The sequence below is a fragment of the Sinisalibacter aestuarii genome (assembly GCF_027923545.1).
Classification (GTDB): domain Bacteria; phylum Pseudomonadota; class Alphaproteobacteria; order Rhodobacterales; family Rhodobacteraceae; genus Sinisalibacter; species Sinisalibacter aestuarii.
In genome coordinates, this window is record NZ_BROH01000006.1 from 20,935 (window position 1) to 42,925 (window position 21,991).

A 21,991-nucleotide genomic window follows, 5' to 3' on the forward strand; every position below is an offset into this window, starting at 1 on the left:
GCGGAGAGTGCCATGAAAGAAGGTGCTTGTCCCGCCCCGTCCGGTAAGAGGGCGGGACAAGCCGCGCGGGATGTCGGGGTCAGGGAGGACCTACGATATCACCCGCACGTAATCGTCCGGCAGCGGGCTTGGCTGGCCAGCCGCGTTGCCGCCGGATCTGACAAAACCCGTCACCACAACGCCATGCGCGCGGATCAGCCCGGCGATCTCGGGATCGTCCGATTCCGTCACCGCGCGGATGCCGCCCGGGATGGTCTCGACACTGCGGCGAATCGCATCGTGGCGGCGCAAAAGCTCATGAAATACCGCCTGGTCGCGCTTGTGGCGTGCAGCCTGTTCGGCGCTGTGGCGATGCTGACCATGTCCGCCACCCCGGCGGTGAGATCCATCATGCATGGCGGGCTCCGGCAAAAGTTGTATCTTCAATATATATTTTGAAGCCGGGCCGTCAGCAGGCCACGTTGCCGCACCCGCCGGGGCGGGTTAAGCCTTTGGCAAGACCCGCGCGCTAGCTTTGCTGCATGTCGCCCGCCGCCCGCCTGTTCGCGCTTCTGATCCTGCCGGTTCTGGCGGCCTGCTCCTCGCTTCCGCCCGAGGCGCAGTGCTTCGCCGATGCCACGATCGAGTACCGTGCCGCCTGGCGCGGGGTGCAGCAGATTGATGCCGATCTGGCGCGCGGCTACGGGCTGCGGCGGCAGGAGATCAGGATCGCGCAAACCTTTGCCTGCGGCGCAGGGCGCTGTCTGATGCAGGGGCGTGAAGAGCTGGCCTTTCCCACCCCGATCGACGCCGGGGCGCTGCGGGCGCGCCGTCAGGTGCTGATCGCACGGCTGGATGCGCTGCGCCCCGCGGCGAAAGCCGCGGCCCTGCGCTGTGGCTACCCGCCCCCAGGCGGCGCGGGCACCCGGCCCCCCTAACGCCTCAGTCGGAGGTGGTCACCACCTCATACATCACCGGCTCGAAGGTTTTGCACAGATCGTTGAACTTGCGGTTATAGACCCGCATTTCATCCGAACGCAGCATCTTCTGGAAGTCCTCACGGCTCTCCCACTGGGTGTAGTTGGCGATCCGCGTCCGGGCATCGTTCACATGCATCGCCGCGCTGATAAAGCCGGGCTGCTGCGAAACGAAATCGTTGCAGGCCAGACGCAGCTCTTCCAGCAGGTCGTCGCAGGTGCCGGGCGTGACTTCGAATGTGGTGATAACGGTCTGAAGGTTCGGGTCTTTCCTGATCATGGGCATCGGCACATCTCCCCTTGTGACAGGATCAGCCTAGCACCGCGCGGCGAAAGCGCAAAACCTCAGTCGAAGTCGAAGATCTCTTCGAGGATGTTCCTGAGCCGCGCCTTGCCGGAATAGCGCCCGCCATAGCGTTTGCCCTTGCCCGGCTCGGCCACCTCGCGGCCCCGGTCCTCGAACCGCTCGGCGCGTTTCTGCGCCGGCGCATAAGGCTTGCCCTTGCGCTCGGCCGGGCGTGGCGGCGGGGGCGGCGCGGGATCGGGATTATCAAGCTCGATGGCCGGGCGGAGGGCCGCGATCAGGTGATCGAGCTCGCCACCGTCAAGCCAGACCCCGCCGCAGGCCGGGCAATGGTCGATCTCCACGCCGTGGCGGCTCACATGGTCCATCTCGGTCGCGTCATGCGGGCATTTCATCGGCATCCCTCCTCGTCGGCTCCCTTCGATATGGAAACGAAAAAGGCGCGCCGCAACCGGCGCGCCCCGTCATTCCCCCGGACCAGGTTCAGCGCACGACATGCACCGAGCAGGGCGCATGGCGCACCACGCGGGCCGCCGTCGACCCGAGGAACAGATCCTGCAGGCCCGGCCGGTGCGAGGCGATCACGATGCAATCCACCTTATGCTCCGCCGCGTAATCCACGATCGAATGGCCGGCATGGCCCTCGATCACCTTCACCTTGATGCTGCCATGTTCGGCAAGCTTCTTGGTCAGAATATCTTCGATTTCATGAAGGTTATGGTCGATCTGCCCTTCGGGAAGATATTGCGCGACGTAGGACGGCACCTCCTCGATCACATGCAGCGCGGTGATCGTCGCATCGGGGCCAGCGATGGCCTCGGCGATCTGGATGGATTTCATCGTGTCGCGGCCCGTCTCGAAGGCCACTGGGACTAGAATATTGTCATACATCTGCGCGCTCCTGGTTGTGTCGCCGCCACTGTGGCGACGAGAGTGGCGCGGGGCCTTGACCTAGGTCAACCCCCCGCCTGCTCCGCACATTCTCCACATCATATCAGAACGGCAGGCCAACGTAGTTTTCCGCCAGCGAGGTCATCGCCGCGTCGGAGCTGAGCAGATAGGCCAGCTCGATATCCTGAAGCCGCCGGTCGTAATCGGGATTGTCGGGGAAGTTGTGCAGCATCGTGGTCATCCACCACGAAAAGCGCTGCGCTTTCCACACCCGCGCCAGCGCCTTGGCCGAGTATTCTTCAAGCCCGGTCGGGTCGCCCTTGAGGTAGTGATCCATCATCGCATGATAGAGGTAGTAGATGTCGGACGCCGCCGAATTGAGCCCCCGCGCGCCGGTCGGCGGCACGATATGGGCGGCATCGCCGGCGAGGAACAGATTGCCCCAGCGCATCGGCTCGGCCACGAAGCTGCGCAGCGGCGCGATGCTCTTCTCGATCGACGGACCAGTCTCCAGCCGTGCGGCCACCTCATCCGGCAGGCGCTTTTTCAGCTCGTCCCAGAACGCCTCGTCAGACCAGTCCTCGACGCTGTCGGTGAGCGGAACCTGGAGGTAGTAGCGGCTGAGCACCTGGCTGCGCAGCGAGCAGAGCGCAAAACCCCGGTCGGTCTTGGAATAGATCAGCTCATCGTTCACCGGCCTGGTGCGGCTGAGCACCCCGAGCCAGCCGAACGGATAGATCTTTTCGTATTCCTTCAGCACATCGCGCGGGATCGCCTTGCGGCTCACACCGTGGAACCCGTCGGCGCCGATGATGAAATCGCAATCCACACGGAAGGTTTCATCGCCCTGCCGGTAGGTGAGATAGGGGCTGTCGGACTTTGCCTCATGGATCGCCACATCCAGCGCCTCATGGATCACGTTGCCGCCCATATTCTCGCGCGCCTCGTAAAGATCGCGCGTCAGCTCGGTCTGGCCATAGACCACCACCGAATTGCCGCCGGTATGGCCGGCAAGGTCCATCCGGTGCATCGCCCCATTGTCGTTGATGTAGAAGCCCTCGTGAATCTCGCCCTCGGCGTCCATCCGTTCGCCGCATTGCGCCTCGCGCATCAACTCGGCGAAGCCATGCTCCAGCACGCCGGCCCGGATACGGCTCAGCACATAATCGCGGGTGTGTTTTTCGAGAACGACATTGTCGATCCCCTTGAGGTCGAGAAGCTGGCTCAGCATCAGCCCCGACGGGCCGCCGCCGATGATGCCCACCTTGGTGCGAATCGTGTTGGTCATGGGGTCCTCCCTGTTCGTCGCGGCAATCATCGGCCCGCAGCGGGCGGATTTGAATGGACCGACCCGGCCAAAACTTGTACCGATCGAACATGAACAGCATCGCCAATTACAACCTGTTCGGTGAACGCGAAGACCTGCCCGACGTGGTGCATTGCGAAACCATCGCCGCGCGCTCGCTGAAACATGACTGGGAGTTCACCCCGCATCGCCACGCGCGTCTGCACCAGGTGCTGATGATCGCGCGCGGCGGCGGGCGCGGCACGTTCGACGGCGAGAGCCTGCCGCTCAGCAATGGCAGCCTCGCCAATGTGCCCACCGGCTCGGTCCATGCCTACAGTTTCACCCCCGGCACCGAAGGCTGGGTGGTGACGATCCCCAGCGAGCTGCTCGACGAGGGGCTGGCAGAGGGCGAAGGGCTGCGCCCGCTGCTCGCGCGGGCCTGCGTGGTTGACGGCAGCGACGAGATCGTCGCCACGATCAGGGCCATCTTCGCCGCGTTCGAAACCCGCGCCTTCGCCCGCGCCCACGAGCTGCGCGCGCGCACCGCGCTGCTGGCCGGGCTGGTCGCCCGCGCCATCGCCGAGGCAACGCCCGCCGCCACCCCGGCCGAGAGCAATCTGCAACGCCGCTTCGAAGCGCTGGTCGAGGCGCATTTCACCGAGCATTGGCCGGTCGCGCGCTATGCCGCGCGGCTGGCGGTCAGCCCCACCCATCTGTCGCGCGTGCTGCGGTCGGCCACCGGCCAGCCCGCCTCGGCGGTGATCCTTGAGCGCATCATCCGCGAAGCGCGGCGAAATTTGGCCTATTCGAACCTCTCCATCGCCCAGGTCGCCTATGCGCTCGGCTATGACGACCCGGCGCATTTTTCCAGGCTGTTCCGCCGCGCCACCGGCCTCTCCCCGCGCGCCTTCCGCAAACAGACAGAGGCCGCAGGATAACCCGCGGCCCCTTTCATCTTGCCGGAAATATCCCGGGGTCCGGGGCAGAGCCCCGGTCCCGCCCTCTCCGTCAGGCGGCACATTCCAGGAGCAGCGTGCCGGCAGCGGTATTCGAGATCGGGATATGGTAGTTGCGGGTGATCTCGGTCACATCGTCGCCGAGCGCCCCGCGCATCATCATCCACATCAGGAACTCGGTGCCCTGCGCGCCCGCCTTCTCGACCAGCTCCATGCGGCTGATCTTGGTCAGCTCATCGGGGTTGTGCACGATGTTCTCAAGGCAATACTGATCGAACTCCTTGTTGATGAAGCCCGCCCGCTGCCCGTCAAGCTGATGCGAAAGTCCGCCGGTGCCGAGCACGACGATCTTCGCATCCTTCTCGGGGAAGCTCAGCAGCGCCTTGCGCAGCGACCGGCCAAAATCCAGCGCCCGCTTCAGGGTCGGGATCGGGTGCTGCACCGTGTTGGCGCTGATCGGCACCGTTTTCGGCATATCCGGGTGATGCGGCGCGCCCGGCCAGAACAGCTGCATCGGCACCACGAAACCGTGGTCGACCGGCAGCTCCTGGCAGGAGGTGATGTCGAATTCATCGGCCACCATGCTCTCGATGATATGCCAGCTCAGCTCCGGCGCACCGGGGAACGGATCGAGGCTCGGCAGGCCCCAGCCTTCGTCCTCGTTCTTGTATTCATGCGCCGCGCCGATCGCGAAGGTCGGCATCCGGTCGAGGAAAAAGCCCAGCCCGTGGTCGTTGTAGATGTTGATCACGTAATCGGGCTTGTTGTCCTGGATCCATTTATGGACCTTCGGATAGCCGTCGAAGAAGGGCTTCCAGTAGGGATCGTCATACAGCTCCTTCTGGATCGCGTTGCCCACTGCGGGGATGTGCGAGGTGGTGATGCCGCCAAGAATTTTTGCCATGATCTGTCCTCCTCAGGCCTGCGATTTCAGGTAATCTTTGAATTCCTCGGTGCTGCGCCCGGTCTGCAGACCGCCCACATCCTGCACCGAGAGCCCGAAGATACCGGCAAATTTGGCGAGGTAGTAAATGTTGCCGCCCGCCTCGATCAGTCCCAGCACGTTGCGATCGCGGATCGCCTGTTTCTGCTGGTCGTTGAGGCCGTATTTTTCCATGAAGGCCTCTTCGTCGGCCTTGAATGCCTCGCGGTTTTCGGCCTTGTTGAACGAATAGCACATCTTGTTCAGCGCATAGCCCTTCATCGCCTGCTTGCCGTCGAAGATGGTCGTTCCGGGGATGTCGATATGGTAGTCGAACGCCGGCATATCTGCCATCGGTCCTCTCCTCCTATTTTGCCCAATACAAACGCATCGGGTTGTCCACGAGCAGTTTCCGCTGCTCCTCCGGAGTTCGCGCGATTTTCGGGATGAAGTCGACGAGGGTGCCGTCATCGGGCATGTGCGACTTCATGTTCGGGTGCGGCCAGTCGGTGCCCCAGAGCACCCTGTCCGGAAAACGTTCGACGATGGCGCGCGCGAAGGGCACGACGTCGTCATAGTCGGGCGGCCCCTCAACACTGAGCCGCTCGGGGCAGGTCACCTTGGACCAGATGTTGTCATTGCGCGCCATCAGATCAAGGAAGCGCCGAAAATCAGGGTGATCGGCGCCCTTGGCCACGTCCGGGCGGCCCATATGGTCGACCACGATGATGCCGGGCAGGCTTTCGAGGAAGGGCACCAGCTCTTCCAGGTCCTGCGCCTCGAAATAAACGACGATGGACCAGCCGAATTCCTGAATGCGCTCGGCCACCTCGGTGAAATGCGCGCGCGGGGTCGAATCCACCAGCCGCTTGACGAAGTTGAAGCGCACGCCGCGCACGCCGGCAGCATCCATGTCGGCCAGCTCGTCGCGGGTGATATCGTGGCGCACGCTCGCCACCCCCCGCGCCAGATCGCCACCGGCCCGGCAGGCATCCACCAGCGCCGCGTTGTCCTTGCCGTGGCAGGTGGCCTGCACGATCACGTTGCGCGAGAAACCCAGAAAGTCCCGCAATTCAAAGAGTTTGTCCTTGCCCGCGTCGCAGGGTGTATATTTGCGCTCCGGCGCGAAGGGGAACGCATCGCGCGGGCCGAACACATGGCAATGCGCGTCCACCGCGCCCTCGGGCAGCACGAAATCGGGCTTCTTCGGATTGGGGTGAAAGTCGAGCCAATCGGCGTCGGTGATCTGTGCCTCGGTCATGTCAGTCTCCAAATACCTCGCCGTCCATCAGCTTGCGCGCGGTGCGCAGGATGGCGGCGGAGGTCGGGGTTCCGGTCGCGTCCAGCCGGGCGATCACACTCATCTCGCCGGTGGGGTGTTCGATGCTCAGGCTGCGGGTCTCGCCCGCGCCGGTCTCGGCCAGCGCCGCGGCGGGGGAGCCGTCGAGCAGGCAGGCGGTGGCCACGCTCACCGCGCCCAGCACGCCGATCGTCTTGTGGCAGCGATGCGGAATGAAGGTGCGGGTGTTGATCGCGCCGCCGTTCTTCGGCGCCGTCACCATCGTCATCTTCGGCACCGATTTTTCGGCCACGTCACCGAGATTCATCAAGGGCCCCGCCTTCAGCCGGATCGCTTCCAGCGTCGCACGCAGCCCCTCATTCGCTTCCAGCTCTTCCGGCGTCTCGTCGCCGGTGATGCCAAGGTCCACCCCGCGCATCACCACGCAGGGCATGCCGTTGTCGATCAGCGTCACCTCGACGCCCTCGATCACGTCGACCACATTGCCGGTCGGCAGCAGCGCGCCGCAGGACGAGCCGGCGGTATCGCGGAATTCCAGCGGGATCGGCGCCGCCGTGCCCGGCACACCGTCGATCCTGGCCTCGCCGGCATAGCTCACGCGCCCGCCCGGCGTCGCCACCTCGGCCACCGCCACCTGGCCGGTATTTTCCATGTAGATGGCAACCTTGGTCACCTCGCCCGTGGCCGCCACCAGCCCACGCTCGATGGCGAAGGGGCCGACGCCCGCGAGCATGTTGCCGCAATTCTGCTTGTCGGTGACGATGGGCTGATCGACGAACACCTGCAAAAACAGGTAATCCACGTCGACGCCCTCACGCGCGGACTTACGCACAACCGCCACTTTCGAGGTCAGCGGATCGGTGCCGCCCATGCCGTCGATCTGGCGAATGTCGGGCGATCCCATCACCCTGAGCAGGAAGGCGTCGCGCGCCGCCGCGTCGGCCGGCAGGTCATCGGCAAGGAAATACCCGCCTTTCGAGGTCCCTCCCCGCATCCACATGCAACGCACACCTTCAGCCACGTCGTTCCCTTTCATCTTGCCTCAAATATCCCGGGGGGTCCGGGGGGCTGGCCCCCCGGCCACCGGTGCCGGTCACACGTATTTCAGCCCCTTCTCGGCCAGCCGTTCCCGCATTCCGTAAATGTCGAGCCCCAGCTCACCCTTGCGGAACCGCTCGCGCTTGGCTTCCTCGTTGGCCACCCGGGCGCGGGCTTTCTGCAGCACGTCCGCCGCCTCTTCGCGGCGCACGCAGACCACGCCGTCATCGTCGGCCACGATCACATCGCCGGGGTTCACCATCTCGTCGGCGCAGACCACCGGCACGTTGACCGAGCCCAGCGTCTCCTTGATCGTGCCCTGCGCGCCGACCGCCTTCGACCAGACCGGGAAGTTCATCCCGGTCAGGTCCGCCACATCGCGCACGCCGGCGTCGATCACCAGCCCGCGGCAGCCGCGCGCCTGCGCGCTGGTCGCCAGCAGATCGCCGAAATAGCCCGTATCCGAGGGCGAGATGGTGCCGAGCACCATGATATCGCCCGGCTGAAGCTGTTCGATGGCAACGTGGATCATCCAGTTGTCCATCGGCGGGGCGAGGATCGTCACCGCCGAGCCCGCCACCCGCGCGCCGGGATAGATCGGCCGCATGTAACTCGCCAGCAGGCCCTTGCGGCCCTGCGCCTCATGCACCGTGGCGGTGCCCATTTCGGCGAGCCCGTCGACGATCTCCGTCGAAACCCGCTCGATGTTCTGGACGACAATGCCCGTGGTGCCCGGCTGATACGTCATCAGTCCAGCTCCTCCACGGTGCGCGGGAAGACCGCCTCGAACCCTTCGGCGTATTTTGCGGGCTTGCCGCCGGCCTGACCGCCGGAATTGCGGCGGAAATGGTTGCCGCGGTTCTCGGCCACGTTCTCATAGAAGTGCCACAGATGCTCCTGGCCCTGCATGCACTGGATCGCGGCCCATTTCTTGTCCCACACCTGCGAGATGTCGAGGAAGACATTGGGCTTCCAGCCCATCTGCTCGGTCTGGTGCGGCTCGAACAGGTAGAGCTGCGGCGCGCCGAGCACCTTCTGGCCGGGGTTGTGGCCCCAGGCCTGCGCCACCATCCGCGCTTCGAGCGCGAAATCGGTCGTGCGCATGTGGTCGGTGTTGTACGGGTCCCATTTCGAATGGGAAAACATGAATTTCGGCTGCACCTCGCGGATGATGTCGACCATCATGTCAAGCGTTTCGCGGCCCAGATCGAGCGGGTAGTCGCCCCGGTCGAGGAAGCGGATATCGCTCACGCCCAGCGCGGCGGCGGCGTTCTCGGCCTCTTCGCGGCGCGCGGTCTTGACCTTGTCGAGCGTCATGCCCTCCTGCTTCCACAGCTTCGCGCTTTCGCCGCGCTCGCCATAGCTGAGGCAGACCACGGTCACGTCATAGCCCTTCTGCTGGTGCAGCGCGATGGCGCCACCGGCGCGCCAGACGAAATCGGCACTATGGGCCGAGATGACGAGGGCGGTTTTCTTGTCCGACATTCAAATCTCCCTGAAAATTCCTGGCTCCGGCGCGGCACGCGCCCGGTCGGCACCGGCTTAGTCCCCCCGTGACGCCATGACCATTTGAATCCCGCGCCCACGTCATAAATATTTGCTATAGTGTGATGCACGGGAAGCAGGCAGCAAAACGATCAAGTATCTGGTATGACATTCGAATTTCCAAATCTCAGGCACCTGCGGGCCTTCATGGAAGTTGCCGATGCGGGGGGAATCAGTGCCGCGGCGCACCGGATTCACCTCAGCCAGCCGGCGGTGACGCAGGCGATTGCGGGGCTGGAGAAGCGCTTCGGGGTGCGGCTTCTGGACCGGCGGCCGGAGGGGATGTTCCCCACCGCCGAGGGCGAGGTGCTGCTCACCCGGATCAGGCGGATGTTCGATACGCTGGCCGAGGGCGCGGCCCGCGCGGTGCGGCTCGCCGCCCGGCGCGAAGGCAGGCCGGTGGCCGATTTCCACACCCGCGTGACGGCGGCGCAATTGCGCGCGCTGGTGGCGATCCGCGAGGCGGGCAATTTCTCGCTCGCCGCGCGCGGCCTGGGCATTTCGCAACCCTCGATTCACCGCGCCGGGCGCGATCTGGAAAAGCTCTCCGGCCTCAAGCTGTTCATACCGGCGCGGCGCGGGATCGAACTGACCCCGCAGGCCGAGGCGTTTGCCCGCGCGGTCAAGCTGGCCGAGGCCGAGCTGGGGCAAGGGCTGGATGACCTGACCCGCCTCAAGGGCCGCGACGCGACCCGGATCAGCGTTGGCTCGATGCCGCTGTCGCGCTCCGAAATCCTGCCCGCCGCCTGCGACGCCCTGCTTGGCGAAGCCTCCGGCGTGCAGATCCGCATCGTCGATGCGCCCTATGCCGAGCTTCTGCGCGAATTGCGCTATGGCGAACTCGACGTGCTGATCGGCGCGCTGCGCGACCCGCCCCCCGCCGACGACATCACCCAGGAGCCGCTGTTCGACGATACGCTGGCGATCATGGCCGGCGCGCGGCATCCGCTTGCGGGCCGCGCCGGGCTCACGCTCGACGATGCGCTGGCCTTCCCCTGGATCGCCCCGCCCCGCGATGCGCCCACCGGGTCTTACCTGTTCCGCGCGCTCGGGATCGAGGCGATGGCGCAAACGCCGGTGCGGATGGTCACCTCGTCGATGGTGCTCGTGCGCGGGATGCTGGCGCGCGGCGATTACCTCACGATCCTGTCGCCGCGTCAGGCCGCCGTCGAGATCGAACAGGGGCTGATGGTGCCGCTCGACCTTCCGCTGCCCGGCTCGGCGCGCACGATCGGGCTCACCACCCGCACAGGCTGGATGCCAACCCCGACTCAGGCCCGCTTCATCAATCTGCTGCGCACCGCCGCGGGCGCATGAGCTATAGAAAGATTGAATGCCAATCCCCGGGTTTGGATTTCCAATCCCGCATCGTGCAACTTAAGTGAAGGCCACCAAGCGAACAGGAGAACCCCATGACGGAGAAGGCATACGACGACATCCCCGGCACCTTCGTCTTCGACGCGGACCGCTCACGCGAGGGCTACTGGCTCAACCAGTTCTGCATCTCGCTCCGGCTGCAAAAGAACCGCGATGCGTTCAAGGCCGACCCCGAGGAATACTTGTCGCGTTTCGCCATGACCGAGGATCAGAAACAGGCGGTGCGCGACCGCGCCTGGAACCGCCTCCTCGAACTTGGCGGCAACATCTACTACACCTCGAAGCTCGCCGCGTTCGACGGCATCGTGTTTCAGGATCTGGCCGCGATCATGAGCCATATGAGCCGCGACGATTATCGCAAGATGATGGTCGACGGTGGCCGCTCGATCGAGGGCAACCGCTACAAATCCGAATGGGAGAAAAAATAATGGCCCGTATCACCGCAGGGATCGCCTGCAGCCACGTGCCCGCCATCGGCGTGGCGATGGATCAGGGGATCACCGACCAGCCCTATTGGCAGCCCGTGTTCAAGGGCTTCGAGTTTTCACGCAAATGGAACGAGGAAAACAAGCCCGACGTGGTTTTCCTTGTCTATAACGATCATTGCACCGCCTTCGACGCGAGCGTGATCCCGACCTTCGCCATCGGGTGCGCCGCCGAATTCGTCCCGGCCGACGAAGGCTTCGGCCCCCGGCCCGTGCCGGTGGTCAAGGGCCACCAGAAGCTCGCCAGCCACATCGCGCAATCGGTCATCCTCGACGAGTTCGACCTGACCATCATGAACGAGATGGAAGTCGACCATGGCCTCACCGTGCCGCTCTCGGTGATGTTCGGCGACCGCAAGCCGGAGGACGACTGGGGCACGCTGGTGGTGCCGCTCGCGGTGAACGTGGTGCAATACCCGGCCCCGACCGCCAACCGCTGCTACAATCTCGGCAAGGCAATCCGCCGCGCCATCGACAGCTACCCCGAAGATCTCAACGTCCATATCTACGGCACCGGCGGCATGAGCCACCAGCTTCAGGCCGAACGCGCCGGGCTGATCAATGCCGAATGGGACCAGAACTTCATGGACGAACTGGTGAACGAGCCCGACAAGGCCCGCAAGATCGACCATGTCGAGTTTCTGCGCGAGACCGGCTCGGAGGGGATCGAAATGGTGATGTGGCTGGTGATGCGCGGCGCGCTTGACGAGCAGGTCACCGAAGTACACCGCCATTACCACGTGCCCGCGTCGAACACCGCCGTGGGCCACCTGATCCTTGAAAACCACGCCTGAGGAGAAACACCATGCGTATCTGCGTTGCCGGCGCCTACGGGGCCTTTGGTCTGAAGCATCTCGACGCGCTCGCCAATATCGACGGGGTCGAGGTGACCTCGGTGATGGGGCCGACGAAAGACAAGATCGAGGCGCTGGCCGCCGAGCGCGGCATCGGCCATGCCGGCACCACGCTGGAGGAATGCATCGCGCGCGATGACGTGGATGCGGTGATCCTCTCTACCCCGACGCAGATGCACGCCGATCAGGCCGTGGCCTGCATGGAGGCGGGCAAGCATGTGCTGATCGAAATCCCGATGGCCGACAGCCTCGAAGATTCGGTCCGCGTGGTCGAGAAGCAGAAGGAAACCGGGCTGGTGGCGATGGCGGGGCAAGTGCGCCGCTTCAACCCCTCGCACCAGTGGATTCACAACAAGGTGGCGGCGGGCGAGCTGAAAATCCAGCAGATGGATGTGCAGACCTATTTCTTCCGCCGCACCAACACCAACGCCAAGGGCGAGCCGCGCACCTGGACGGACCATCTGCTGTGGCACCATGCCTGCCATACCGTCGATCTGTTCCAGTACCAGACCGGCGAAACGGTGAGCCAGGCCTATGGCCTCGAAGGCCCGCATCACCCCGATCTCGGCATCGCGATGGATATGTCGATCGGGATGAAAACCCCCTCGGGCGCGATCTGCACGCTCAGCCTGTCGTTCAACAACGATGGCCCCTTGGGCACCTTCTTTCGCTATATCTGCGACAACGGCACCTATCTCGCCCGCTACGACGATCTCTATGACGGCAACGACAATCCGATCGACCTGTCGGGCGTGGCCGTCTCGAATAACGGGATCGAGCTGATCGACCGGGAATTCATCTCGGCCATCCGCGAAGGCCGCGAGCCGAACGGCGCGGTAACGCAGGTGCTGCCGGCGATGGAAACGCTCGACGCCATCGAGCGCGGCTTCAAGGGCTGACAACACCGAGGCAAGGCACAGACAGGGCCGCGCATCTTGCGCGGCCCTTTTCTTTGCGTGCGCCTAACGGATCAGGATCGCCCGGAAATCGTTGACATTGGTGCCGGTCGGCCCCGGCGCGAAGAGATCGCCAATGGCCGCGAAGGCGGAATAGGCGTCATTCGCCGCCAGCAGCGCCGCCGGATCGTGGCCCGCCGCCCGCAGCCGGGCGGCGCTGGTGCCATCGGCGAAGGCGCCGGCATTGTCTTCGCTGCCGTCGATCCCGTCGGTATCCGCGGCAAGGGCGGCCAGCGCCACGCCGTCCACTCCGAGCGCGAAGGAGAGCAGAAACTCGGAGTTGCGCCCGCCCTGTCCCTTGCCCCGCAGCGTCACCGTCGTTTCGCCACCCGAGAGCAGCACCACGGGCCGGGCGAAGGGCCTGCCCTTCGCCGCCACCTCGCGCGCCAGCGCCGCATGCATCTTCGCCACCTCCCGCGCCTCTCCCTCGATCGCATCCGACAGGATCGCCGCCGGCACCCCTTTCGCCTCGGCCACGCGCGCCGCCGCCTCCAGCGAGCGAGCGGCGGAGGCAATGACGGTGACGGTATTGCCTTCAAAGGTGGGATCGTCCGGCGAAGGCGCCGGGCTGCTGGCGATATGCTCGCGCATCGCCTGCGGCAGCGCGATGCCATAGGCGTCGATTGCCGCCAGCGCGGCCTCCGGCCCGGTCGCGTCGGGCACGGTGGGGCCGGAGGCCACCTGAGCCGGATCGTCGCCGGGCACGTCAGACACGATCAGCGTGGCCACCCGGGCCGGATGCGCCGCCTGCGCCAGCCGCCCGCCCTTCACCCCGGAAAAATGCTTGCGGATCGCGTTCATCGCCGAGATCGGCGCGCCGGAGGCCAGCAGCGCCTCATTCAGCAGCCGCTCATCGGCCAGCGTGAACCCCTCGGGCGGGCTTGGCAGCAGCGCCGAACCGCCACCGGTGATCAGCGCCACCACCAGATCGTCGGCGGTGAGCCCGTCGAGCGCGGCAAAGAGCGCGCGGGTGGCCGCCAGCCCGGCCTCGTCCGGCACCGGATGGGCCGCCTCGATCACCGTGAGATGGCGCGTCTCGCAACCATAGCCGTAGCGGGTAACCACCACGCCCTCTACCGGCGCGCCCCAGGCCGCCTCGAAGGCGGCGGCCAGCTGCGCCGCGCCCTTGCCCGCGCCGATCACCACGGTACGGCCCTTGGGCTTGTCCGGCAGGTTGCCCCGCAGGGCCACAGCCGGATCGGCGGCGGCGATGGCGGCGTCGAACAACTGGGTGAGAAAGGCGCGGTCGGTTTCGGTCATGGCGTCCTATCGGTTTTTGCGGCCCATACCGCACCGCCGCGGCGGACCACGTCCACAAATCCAGAAATCCGGTTTTCCGGTTTTCCGGTTTTCCGGTTTTCCGGTTTTCCGGTTTTCCGGTTTTCCGGTTTTCCGGTTTTCCGGTTTTCCGGTTTTCCGGTTTTCCGGTGAAGCGGAATGCGAACGGGGCCGGGTGTCAACACCCCGGCCCCGCCAAACCCGGATCGCGGGCCTATTCTTTCACGTAAGGCTGGCCGTCTGCCGCCGGTGGCCGCGCTTTGCCGATCAAACCGGCAACCACGATAATCGTGGCGATATAGGGCGCCATGGCGAGGAATTCCGACGGGATCGGCGTGTTGAGCAGCGCCAGCTTCTGCTGCAGCGAATCCGCGAAGCCGAAGATCAGCGCCGCCGAGAGAGCGCCCACCGGGTGCCAGCGGCCGAAGATCATCGCCGCGAGGCCGATGAAGCCCTTGCCGTTGGTCATGTTCTCGTCGAACCGGCCCACCGAGCCGAGCGTGAACCACGCGCCGCCGAAGCCCGCGACCATCCCCGCCAGCGTCACGTGGAAATAGCGCGTCCAGTAGACGTCGACGCCGAGCGTATCGGCGGCGCGGGGGTGTTCGCCCACCGCACGCGCGCGCAGGCCCCCCTTGGTGTGGAACAGATAATAGGTCGCCACCCCGACCAGGATCAGCGCGCCATAGACGAAGATATTCTGCTGAAACAGCACCGGCCCGAGCACCGGGATGTCGCTCAGCAGCGGGATCTTCCAGGCGCGGAACACCTCGGCGTTGTTCATCCAGCGGTTCGAGGCGAAAACCTGGCTGGTGACGTAACTCGTCAGGCCCAACACGAAGAGGTTGATCACCACGCCGGCGATGATCTGGTCCATTCGGAAGGTCACCACCAGGGCGGCCAGCATCATCCCGAACATGCCGCCGATGGCCACCGCCGCAAACAGCCCGACCCAGCTGCCGATCAGCGAGCCCACCAGCGCGCCGGTGAAGGCGCCGGCAAGCAGCATCCCCTCGATGGCGATGTTCACCACGGCGACCCGCTCCGAGAGCACGCCGGCGAGCCCACCCAGCGCAATCGGCACGGCGCGCACCATGGTCGCCTGCAACATGCCGGTGAGGTTGAAGCTCTTGCCCGCATCGGCCCAGACCAGGAAGGCCAGCACGACGAGGAACAGCCCGCCGCCGATGGAGAGCGTCGACCACTTGCCGCCGCCGCGCAGGAACTGGCGCACGCCGATGAAGGCGAGCAGGGCCGCGACGATGGTGTTGAACCCGCCGGGCACCACGAGGTCCGGCAGCTGCACCGCGTCGCGCACGGTGGTCAGCCGGAAGGTCGCCACCTCGCCGGGGGCCACGTCGAGCGCGAACAGCACCAGCGCCGAGAGCAGCAGAAGGATCACACCGGTGATCCGCGCCCGGCGGTCGGAGGTCGAGGCGACCTGTTCGGCGCCGGCGGTATTGATGGTCACGTTGCTCATGCCGCGCCCCCTTCCTTGTCCTTGCGGAAGCCCCACGGGAAGATCGCGCGCACCAGCAGGGGGGCGGCGATAAAGACGATGATCAGCGCCTGGATGATGCCGATCAGGTCGATCGACACACCGGCATCCACCTGCATCTGCCGCCCGCCCGCTTCCAGCCCGCCAAATAGCAGCCCGGCCAGCAGAATGCCCACCGGGTGCGAGCGGCCGAGCAGCGCCAGCGCGATGGCGTCAAAGCCGATCCCGGCCGAGAAGCCGGGGCTGGCGCGCTCCAGCACGCCGAGCACCTGGCTCGCGCCGCCCAGCCCCGCCAGCGCCCCGGCGGTGCCCATCGCGGCGACGATGATCAGGCCCGACTTCATGCCCGCGTAACGCGCCGCATCGGGGTTTTCGCCTGAGGCGCGGAAGGCGAAGCCGATCTTCGAGCGGAACAGCAGCCACCAGATGAAGGCGACCATGATCAGCATCACGAACAGCCCGGCATGGACCCGCAGGTTCGGGTCGATCCAGTCGAGCAGGCGCGGCAGCTGGCCGGCCTCCGGCACCGATTTCGAGATCGGGTCGGAGCGGCCCGCCACCTGCACATAGGGCTGTTTCAGCGCCCAGATCAGGATCAGGAAGGATGACAGGTTGAGCATGATGGTGGTGATCACCTCATGCGCGCCGGTGGTCGCCTTCAGCACCCCGGCAAAGCCTGCATAGATCGCCCCGGCAATCGCGCCAGCCAGCAGCGACAGCGGGATCAGCAGGATCGCCGGCAGGCCCGGGAAGGAGAAGGCGAAGATCGCCGCCGCCAGACCGCCCATGACGATCTGCCCCTCGGCGCCGATATTGAACAGCCCGGCCCGGAAGCCGAGCCCGAGGCCGAGCCCCGCGAGGATCAGCGGGATCGCCGAGGTCAGCGTTTCCGAGATCGCGTTGAGCGAGCCGACCGAGCCCTTGCCGAGCGCCACGAAGCTCTTGCCGATGGTGCCGATATCGACCCCGGTGGCGAGCATCACCAGCGCGCCGAGAACCAGCGCCGCGATCACCGCAAAGATCGGCACGATCACCAGGTCTTCGAATTGCCCCCGTCCGCCGCTGGCGCGTTGCAGAAGGGCGCGGCCCGCATCGTCGAGCTCGCGTTTGCCGATGGATGTGCTCATGCTGCCTCTCCCTCGGTGGCCCCGGCCATCGCCAGACCCACCTGGTTGCGGTCGGCCTTGCCGCCGGTATTGTCAAACTCCGCCACGATCCGGCCCTCGAACATCACCAGGATGCGGTCGGAGAGCCCCATGATCTCGTCAAGCTCGGACGAGACGATCAGCACGCCGTCGCCCTCGTCGCGGCTTTCGACCAGCCGTTTGTGGATATATTCGATCGAGCCCACGTCGACGCCGCGGGTGGGCTGGCTGGCGACCACCAGTTGGGTCTGGCGTTCGAGTTCGCGCGCGACCACCATCTTTTGCTGGTTGCCGCCCGACAGCGAGCCACCGGGCAGGAAGACCGAGGGCGTGCGCACGTCGAAATCGACGCAGAAGGCCGCCGCCGTCTCGTTCACCCGGTTCCAGTCGATCGAGCCGAGCGGAGCGGCATAGGCCTCGTCGTAATAGGAATTGAGCACCATGTTTTCGGCGATGGTGAACTTGTCGACCATGCCCATGCGGTGCCGGTCTTCGGGAATATGCGCCATGCCCCGGCGGTGCCGGTCGCGCACGCTGGTATGGGTGATGTCGTCGCCGGCGAAGGTGATCCTGCCGGCATTGCCGCGCGCCAGCCCAGTGATCACCTCGACCAGCTCGGTCTGGCCGTTGCCCTGCACCCCGGCGATCCCGACGATCTCGCCCGAGCGGACGGTGAACGACACATCGTCGATCAGCCGGTCGTCCTTGTCGTCGAGCAGGGTCACCTTTTCGAGCCGCAGCATCTCGCTGCCGGGCTGGGCCGGGGTCTTGTCGACGGTGAAGCTCACATGGCGGCCCACCATCATCTCGGCCAGCTTTTCCTCGTCGAGCGTTTTCGGGTCGCCCTCGCCGGTGATCCGGCCCTGGCGCAGCACGCTGATCCGGTCGGAGATGGCGAGGATTTCATGCAGCTTGTGGGTGATGAAGACGATGGCCTTGCCCGCCTCCTTGAGCCCGTTGACGATGCCGAAAAACTCTTCCACCTCCTGCGGCGTGAGCACGGCGGTGGGTTCGTCGAGGATCAGCACATCGGCTTCGCGGAACAGCACCTTGAGGATCTCGACCCGCTGCTGAATGCCCACGGGGAGGTTCTCGATCAGCGCGTCGGCGGGCACGTGCAGCCCGTATTTCTGGTTGATCTCCTCGACCTGCGCGCGCGCTTTTTTCAGGTCGAGATGGCCGAGCCGGCCGGTGGGCTCGACGCCGAGCACCACGTTTTCGGCTACGGTGAAGACGGGAACGAGCATGAAATGCTGGTGCACCATGCCGATGCCGGCCTCGATCCCGTCGCCGGGGCCATCGAACTTCACCGGCTTGCCGTCGATCAGGATCTCGCCCTCGTCGGGCGTGTAGAGACCCGAGAGCATGTTCATCATGGTGGATTTTCCGGCGCCGTTCTCGCCAAGGAGCCCGAGCACCTCGCCGCCACGGATCACCAGGTTGACGTTATCGTTGGCCACCACCGGACCGAAGCGCTTGGTTATCCCGCGCAGTTCGACGTCCATGTCCCTACCCCCGCTCAAGGCGCGAAAAGATAGGCCGGCACCGCACCACCGCGTCGCGCGGCAGGAGGAAGATGCAATGCTATTCGGACAATCCGCGCCGTAAATGCAAAAAAGTCCCGCCGCCGGGCGTGCCGGCGGCGGGCGTGAGTCACCTTACATGCCGGTGACAGAGATCGAGCCGTCGATGATGCCGGCCCTGATTTCGTCGAGTTCGGCTTTCAGCTCGGCGGGCACGGCGTCTTCGAACGAACCGAAGCCGGCGAGGCCGACGCCTTCGTTTTCAAGCGTGCCGACCACGAGGCCACCCTCGAAGGAGCCGTCCATTGCCGACTGGATGACCTGATGCACGGTCGAGTCCATGCGCTTGAGCACCGAGGTCAGGTAGACATGCGCCTTTTCCGGGTCGGTCTGGGTCTGGTCGGCGTCGACGCCGATGATCTTCAGCGCATCGGTGCCCAGTTCGTCGGCCAGCGAGGCCGAGCCGAGGCCGACGGGGCCAGCGACCGGCATCACGATGTCGGCACCTTCGTCATAGAGGTTCTGGGCGAAGGCGCGGCCATCGTCGAGTTGGTCGAAGTTGCCGGTAAACAGGCCCTCTTTCGAGTCCGGGTTCCAGCCGAGCACCGAAACCGAGGTGCCGTGGCGCTCGTTGTAGAGGTTAGCGCCATGCACGAAGCCATCCATGAACACGGTCACCGGCGGGATGTTGATGCCGCCGAAGGTGCCGAGAATGCCGGTCTGGGTCATGCCGGCGGCAAGATAGCCGGCGAGGAAGGCCGCCTGTTCGGTGGCATAGACCTGGCCGACAACGTTCGGGATGGTCGGATCGTAGGCGAAGTCGACGATCGAGAACTTCTGGTCGGGGTTGGCCTCGGCGGCCGTCTTGGTGGCGTCGCCCATCAGGAAGCCGACGGTGATGATCACGTCGCAGGAGCCGTCGAGCAGCGAGTTCAGGTTCGCCGCGTAATCCGACTCTTGCTGGCTTTCGAGAAAGCGGCCTTCGATACCATCGGCGGCGATCGCATCTTCGACGCCTTTCCAGGCCGTCTGGTTGAAGCCCGAGTCGTCAATGCCGCCGGTATCGGTCACCTGGCAGGCGGTAAACGCCGAAGCGGCGGTTACCGAGCCGGCAACAAGGGCAGCAGCAAGCCCGATTTTGCTGAGAAACGTCATATGAAAACCTCCATGTCACGCCGCGCCCTGACGTCGGTCACGCGGCCGGTTTCAGACCCGCTGAAAATGGCAAACCGCAACTGGTCGGCAGCGATTCCCCCTGCGGCCATGCCAGACTTTAGCACGTTGCTTTGAAAGGGGTATGGTTGAATTTTTGTCCGGATGAACAAATTTTTGTCGCACCCTGCACGGCGCGGCGCGATTGACGCAGGGGTAAGCACATGCCACCTCTGCCCGGCAAACCGGAGGAAAGCCATGTGCTGGAGTGAAGGCGCCTCGGCGGCGATGTTCGGGGTCGGCGCGGTCGCCACGATGGTGACGTGGCGGCGCGGCGATGCGCGCGCCATTCCGGTGACGCTGGCCTATTTCACCCTGATGGAAGGGCTGCAGGTGGCCGGCTACCAGGTGCTCGATCAATGCACGCTGACGGCGAATAAGGCCATAACCATCGCAAGTTACCTGCATATCGCGTTCCAGCCGCTGATCATCAACGCCTTCGGCATGGCGATCACCGGAAACGTCACTGCGCGAACGCGGCGGCTCGTCTATCTCCTCGCCGCCATCGCCTCGGCGATCCTGCTGCTCCGGCTCCTGCCCTTCGGCTGGGCCAGCCCCTGTGTTGACGGTCAGGTGCTCTGCGGCCCCGCCTGGTGCACGCAATCGGGCAACTGGCATCTCGGCTGGGCAGTGCCCTATTACGATATCTGGTCGCCGATCCTCGGCCCGTGGCTCGCCGCCTGGGTGCAGTTCCCCGCCTATCTCGCCGCGATCTTCGTCATTCCGCTGATCTATGGCGCGTGGCGGTGGGCGCTGTTCCACGCGGTGCTCGGCCCGGCCTTGTCGATACTGCTCACCGACGATCCGAACGAGATGCCGGCGGTCTGGTGCCTGTTCTCGATCGGGCTGGTTCTGGTGAGCCTGAGCCCGATGCTGCGGCGCGGCCTCGCCCCGGCACGGGAACCGCGCGCCGCCTAACCCTCCTGCTGGCCCTGGAGATATTCGTTGAGCAGCATCAGCGAGACCGGCGTGGGCGTCGGCACGCCCTCCGGGTCCACCCAGGTTTCGACCGGCGCGTCGATCAATTCGCCGAAGATCGGCATCGGCCCATGGGTCGCCTCGCGGGCATAGCCATCAATCGTCGACATCACGTAGACCGCCGGATAGGCGCCGCCATGACGCCTGGCGAGGCCGGTCAGATCAGGCGCCCCCGCCTCAGCGCCGCCGCGCGCATCATTGCCGTGGCAGCCCGCGCAATACGCGCCATAGAGACCCGCCCCGGTCATCGGTTCCTGCTCGCATCCCGTGAGCGCGAGCGCAAAAGCGCCCAGCACGATCGCCCGTAATCTCATTGCCCTGGCCTCCCTTGTTGCCGCGAGGTTAGCGCATGCGCACCAGCGCCGCCAAGCCCGCCTTTGGCCTTGCGCGGCCTGCCGCGCCGTCGCAAGCTCACCTTATGGATAGCAAAACCGCAAATGGCTGGCTCGACGCCTATTTCGCCGATTGGGTCCGCGCGCTGGAGCCGCGGGTGGAGCGGATGGCCTGCACCGGCGTGGTGATGACCATCCCGGTCACCGACGCGATTGCCCGGGTCGGCGGCATCGTCTCGGGTCAGGCGCTGGCGACGCTGGCCGACACGGCGATGGTGATCGCCTGCGCCGGGCATTTCCGCGAGTTCCGCCCGGTCGCCACCACCAATCTCGACGTGCAATTCCTGCGCCCGGCCAGCGGCGAAAGCATCTCCTGCACCGCCACCATCGTGCGGGCAGGCAAATCGCTGATCTTCACCCGCGCGGTGCTCACGGCCGAACCCTCGGGCAAGGAGGTGGCGACGGCCACCGCCACCTTTGCGGTGCCATAGCCTTCGGCCTATTGCCGGACGATGATCGTCGTGTTCCGCAGCCCGACATCCTCGACCATCTTGTAGAAGATCTCGGCCTGCGCCGGATGCAGCCGCACGCAGCCGTTCGAGGCGGTCTGGCCGAGCATCCGCGCATCGGGATCGCCGTGGATGGCGATATTGCCGTTGAAGAACACCGACCAGGGCATCGGCACGTGATAGATCGACGAGACATGATCGGGCGACAGGAAATCGACATAGAACTGCCCGGTCGGCGTCGGCTTGCGGTCGATCCCGCTTGAAATCACCCAATGGTATTGCTCGGGCTGGCGGCCATCGTCAAAGCCGCGCACCGCCGTCAGCCGCTGATCCGACAGATCGACGATGGCCAGCACCTTGTTCGGCCCCGGCGAGGCCAGCGGCGCGACCCGCTCGGCCACCGGCGGCGCAACCGGCCCGCGCGTGACAACCGTGGTCGTCCCGTCGCCGGCATCGGGCGTCGCGCCCGGCGGCGGGGTTTCGCAACCGGCCAGCAGACCAAGCGCGGCAATGCCCGCAAGGATAGGATGGAACGAACTCCGTTTCATGCTGCACTCCCCAATCCACAACTCAAATGACGGTGCCGGCCCGGCCGGCCATGGCACCACAGGGTCCAAAGCTTCAGCATAAACCGGATGCGCATA

At 65.5% G+C, this 21,991-nt stretch carries 26 protein-coding genes; 8 read left to right on the forward strand and 18 right to left on the reverse strand.

The features are described 5' to 3' along the window. Positions 1-90: 90 nt before the first annotated feature. On the reverse strand, positions 91-396 hold the full coding sequence (locus QMG28_RS10955) for a hypothetical protein (RefSeq protein WP_281842341.1): 306 nt from the start codon (positions 394-396) through the stop codon (positions 91-93). Between the two features lie 125 nt (positions 397-521). Here QMG28_RS10955 and QMG28_RS10960 point away from each other — a divergent pair, with 125 nt between their 5' ends. Further along, entirely contained in the window at positions 522-917 is a 396-nt protein-coding gene (locus tag QMG28_RS10960) for a hypothetical protein (protein WP_281842342.1), read from the forward strand. A 4-nt stretch (positions 918-921) separates the two neighbouring features. Here the strand turns inward: QMG28_RS10960 and QMG28_RS10965 are convergent, their stop codons facing one another. The 4 genes from QMG28_RS10965 to pobA form a co-directional block, all read right to left on the reverse strand. Continuing rightward, positions 922-1,242, reverse strand: a complete 321-nt coding sequence (locus QMG28_RS10965) for an antibiotic biosynthesis monooxygenase family protein (protein ID WP_281842343.1) — start codon at positions 1,240-1,242, stop codon at positions 922-924. 59 nt (positions 1,243-1,301) lie between these two features. Then, positions 1,302-1,655 carry a TFIIB-type zinc ribbon-containing protein gene (locus QMG28_RS10970; protein WP_281842344.1) on the reverse strand — a complete coding sequence of 118 codons (354 nt, stop codon included), beginning with the start codon at positions 1,653-1,655 and terminating at the stop codon, positions 1,302-1,304. Positions 1,656-1,743: 88 nt separating this feature from the next. Continuing rightward, positions 1,744-2,151: a universal stress protein gene (locus QMG28_RS10975; RefSeq protein WP_281842345.1), complete on the reverse strand. Its 408-nt coding sequence runs from the start codon at positions 2,149-2,151 to the stop codon at positions 1,744-1,746. 103 nt (positions 2,152-2,254) lie between these two features. Then, complete coding sequence (gene pobA, locus QMG28_RS10980; RefSeq protein WP_281842346.1) at positions 2,255-3,439, reverse strand: 4-hydroxybenzoate 3-monooxygenase; 1,185 nt, start codon at positions 3,437-3,439, stop codon at positions 2,255-2,257. Positions 3,440-3,528: 89 nt separating this feature from the next. On the opposite strand from pobA, the gene QMG28_RS10985 reads away from it, so the two are divergent. After that, positions 3,529-4,377 (forward strand): helix-turn-helix domain-containing protein, encoded by an 849-nt coding sequence (locus tag QMG28_RS10985; RefSeq protein ID WP_281842347.1) that lies wholly within the window; start codon positions 3,529-3,531, stop codon positions 4,375-4,377. A gap of 70 nt (positions 4,378-4,447) precedes the next feature. On the opposite strand, the gene QMG28_RS10990 is transcribed toward QMG28_RS10985, so the two are convergent. Genes QMG28_RS10990 through QMG28_RS11015 form a run of 6 tightly spaced genes read right to left on the reverse strand, consistent with a single transcriptional unit; the run spans position 4,448 to position 9,140 of the window. Then, entirely contained in the window at positions 4,448-5,299 is an 852-nt protein-coding gene (locus QMG28_RS10990) for a class III extradiol dioxygenase family protein (RefSeq protein WP_281842348.1), read from the reverse strand. Between the two features lie 12 nt (positions 5,300-5,311). Continuing rightward, the gene (locus QMG28_RS10995; RefSeq protein WP_281842349.1) at positions 5,312-5,671 is read right to left on the reverse strand and encodes a protocatechuate 4,5-dioxygenase subunit alpha; all 360 of its coding nucleotides are present in this window, start codon (positions 5,669-5,671) and stop codon (positions 5,312-5,314) included. A 13-nt stretch (positions 5,672-5,684) separates the two neighbouring features. Next, complete coding sequence (locus tag QMG28_RS11000; protein ID WP_281842350.1) at positions 5,685-6,578, reverse strand: amidohydrolase family protein; 894 nt, start codon at positions 6,576-6,578, stop codon at positions 5,685-5,687. Between the two features lies 1 nt (position 6,579). Continuing rightward, complete coding sequence (locus tag QMG28_RS11005; RefSeq protein ID WP_281842351.1) at positions 6,580-7,653, reverse strand: 4-oxalomesaconate tautomerase; 1,074 nt, start codon at positions 7,651-7,653, stop codon at positions 6,580-6,582. A 57-nt stretch (positions 7,654-7,710) separates the two neighbouring features. After that, positions 7,711-8,403 carry a 4-carboxy-4-hydroxy-2-oxoadipate aldolase/oxaloacetate decarboxylase gene (locus QMG28_RS11010; protein ID WP_281842352.1) on the reverse strand — a complete coding sequence of 231 codons (693 nt, stop codon included), beginning with the start codon at positions 8,401-8,403 and terminating at the stop codon, positions 7,711-7,713. Further along, positions 8,403-9,140, reverse strand: coding sequence for a PIG-L deacetylase family protein (locus tag QMG28_RS11015; protein ID WP_281842353.1), 738 nt, complete (start codon positions 9,138-9,140; stop codon positions 8,403-8,405). The genes QMG28_RS11010 and QMG28_RS11015 overlap by 1 nt, the downstream gene beginning before the upstream one ends. A 165-nt stretch (positions 9,141-9,305) precedes the next feature. Between QMG28_RS11015 and QMG28_RS11020 the strand changes: the two genes are divergently transcribed. The 4 genes from QMG28_RS11020 to QMG28_RS11035 all read left to right on the forward strand — a co-directional run bounded on the left by QMG28_RS11020 (position 9,306) and on the right by QMG28_RS11035 (position 12,815). After that, a complete protein-coding gene (locus QMG28_RS11020; RefSeq protein WP_281842354.1) occupies positions 9,306-10,517 on the forward strand; it encodes a LysR family transcriptional regulator in 1,212 nt (403 codons plus the stop codon). Between the two features lie 95 nt (positions 10,518-10,612). Beyond that, complete coding sequence (ligA, locus tag QMG28_RS11025; RefSeq protein ID WP_281842355.1) at positions 10,613-11,005, forward strand: protocatechuate 4,5-dioxygenase subunit alpha; 393 nt, start codon at positions 10,613-10,615, stop codon at positions 11,003-11,005. Next, positions 11,005-11,856 (forward strand): class III extradiol dioxygenase subunit beta, encoded by an 852-nt coding sequence (locus QMG28_RS11030; protein ID WP_281842356.1) that lies wholly within the window; start codon positions 11,005-11,007, stop codon positions 11,854-11,856. Before ligA ends, QMG28_RS11030 begins: the two co-directional genes overlap by 1 nt. Positions 11,857-11,867: 11 nt before the next feature. After that, complete coding sequence (locus QMG28_RS11035) at positions 11,868-12,815, forward strand: Gfo/Idh/MocA family oxidoreductase (protein WP_281842357.1); 948 nt, start codon at positions 11,868-11,870, stop codon at positions 12,813-12,815. A 63-nt stretch (positions 12,816-12,878) separates the two neighbouring features. Here QMG28_RS11035 and QMG28_RS11040 read toward each other — a convergent pair whose 3' ends face one another. The 5 genes from QMG28_RS11040 to QMG28_RS11060 all read right to left on the reverse strand — a co-directional run bounded on the left by QMG28_RS11040 (position 12,879) and on the right by QMG28_RS11060 (position 19,471). Continuing rightward, entirely contained in the window at positions 12,879-14,132 is a 1,254-nt protein-coding gene (locus QMG28_RS11040; RefSeq protein WP_281842358.1) for a glycerate kinase type-2 family protein, read from the reverse strand. Positions 14,133-14,364: 232 nt separating this feature from the next. After that, positions 14,365-15,630, reverse strand: coding sequence for an ABC transporter permease (locus QMG28_RS11045; protein ID WP_281842359.1), 1,266 nt, complete (start codon positions 15,628-15,630; stop codon positions 14,365-14,367). After that, positions 15,627-16,775 carry an ABC transporter permease gene (locus tag QMG28_RS11050; protein ID WP_281842360.1) on the reverse strand — a complete coding sequence of 383 codons (1,149 nt, stop codon included), beginning with the start codon at positions 16,773-16,775 and terminating at the stop codon, positions 15,627-15,629. Before QMG28_RS11050 ends, QMG28_RS11045 begins: the two co-directional genes overlap by 4 nt. Continuing rightward, positions 16,772-18,298, reverse strand: coding sequence for an ABC transporter ATP-binding protein (locus QMG28_RS11055; RefSeq protein WP_281842361.1), 1,527 nt, complete (start codon positions 18,296-18,298; stop codon positions 16,772-16,774). The genes QMG28_RS11050 and QMG28_RS11055 overlap by 4 nt, the downstream gene beginning before the upstream one ends. Positions 18,299-18,451: 153 nt before the next feature. Next, positions 18,452-19,471 (reverse strand): BMP family lipoprotein, encoded by a 1,020-nt coding sequence (locus QMG28_RS11060; protein ID WP_281842362.1) that lies wholly within the window; start codon positions 19,469-19,471, stop codon positions 18,452-18,454. Positions 19,472-19,726: 255 nt separating this feature from the next. On the opposite strand from QMG28_RS11060, the gene QMG28_RS11065 reads away from it, so the two are divergent. Continuing rightward, complete coding sequence (locus QMG28_RS11065) at positions 19,727-20,446, forward strand: DUF5765 domain-containing protein (RefSeq protein WP_281842363.1); 720 nt, start codon at positions 19,727-19,729, stop codon at positions 20,444-20,446. Here QMG28_RS11065 and QMG28_RS11070 read toward each other — a convergent pair. Beyond that, complete coding sequence (locus QMG28_RS11070; RefSeq protein WP_281842364.1) at positions 20,443-20,820, reverse strand: c-type cytochrome; 378 nt, start codon at positions 20,818-20,820, stop codon at positions 20,443-20,445. The two genes, QMG28_RS11065 and QMG28_RS11070, sit on opposite strands and share 4 nt — an antisense overlap. Before the next feature lie 104 nt (positions 20,821-20,924). Between QMG28_RS11070 and QMG28_RS11075 the strand changes: the two genes are divergently transcribed. After that, positions 20,925-21,329, forward strand: a complete 405-nt coding sequence (locus QMG28_RS11075) for a PaaI family thioesterase (protein ID WP_281842365.1) — start codon at positions 20,925-20,927, stop codon at positions 21,327-21,329. Between the two features lie 8 nt (positions 21,330-21,337). On the opposite strand, the gene QMG28_RS11080 is transcribed toward QMG28_RS11075, so the two are convergent. Continuing rightward, positions 21,338-21,895, reverse strand: coding sequence for a L,D-transpeptidase (locus QMG28_RS11080; RefSeq protein ID WP_281842366.1), 558 nt, complete (start codon positions 21,893-21,895; stop codon positions 21,338-21,340). Positions 21,896-21,991 lie beyond the last annotated feature (96 nt).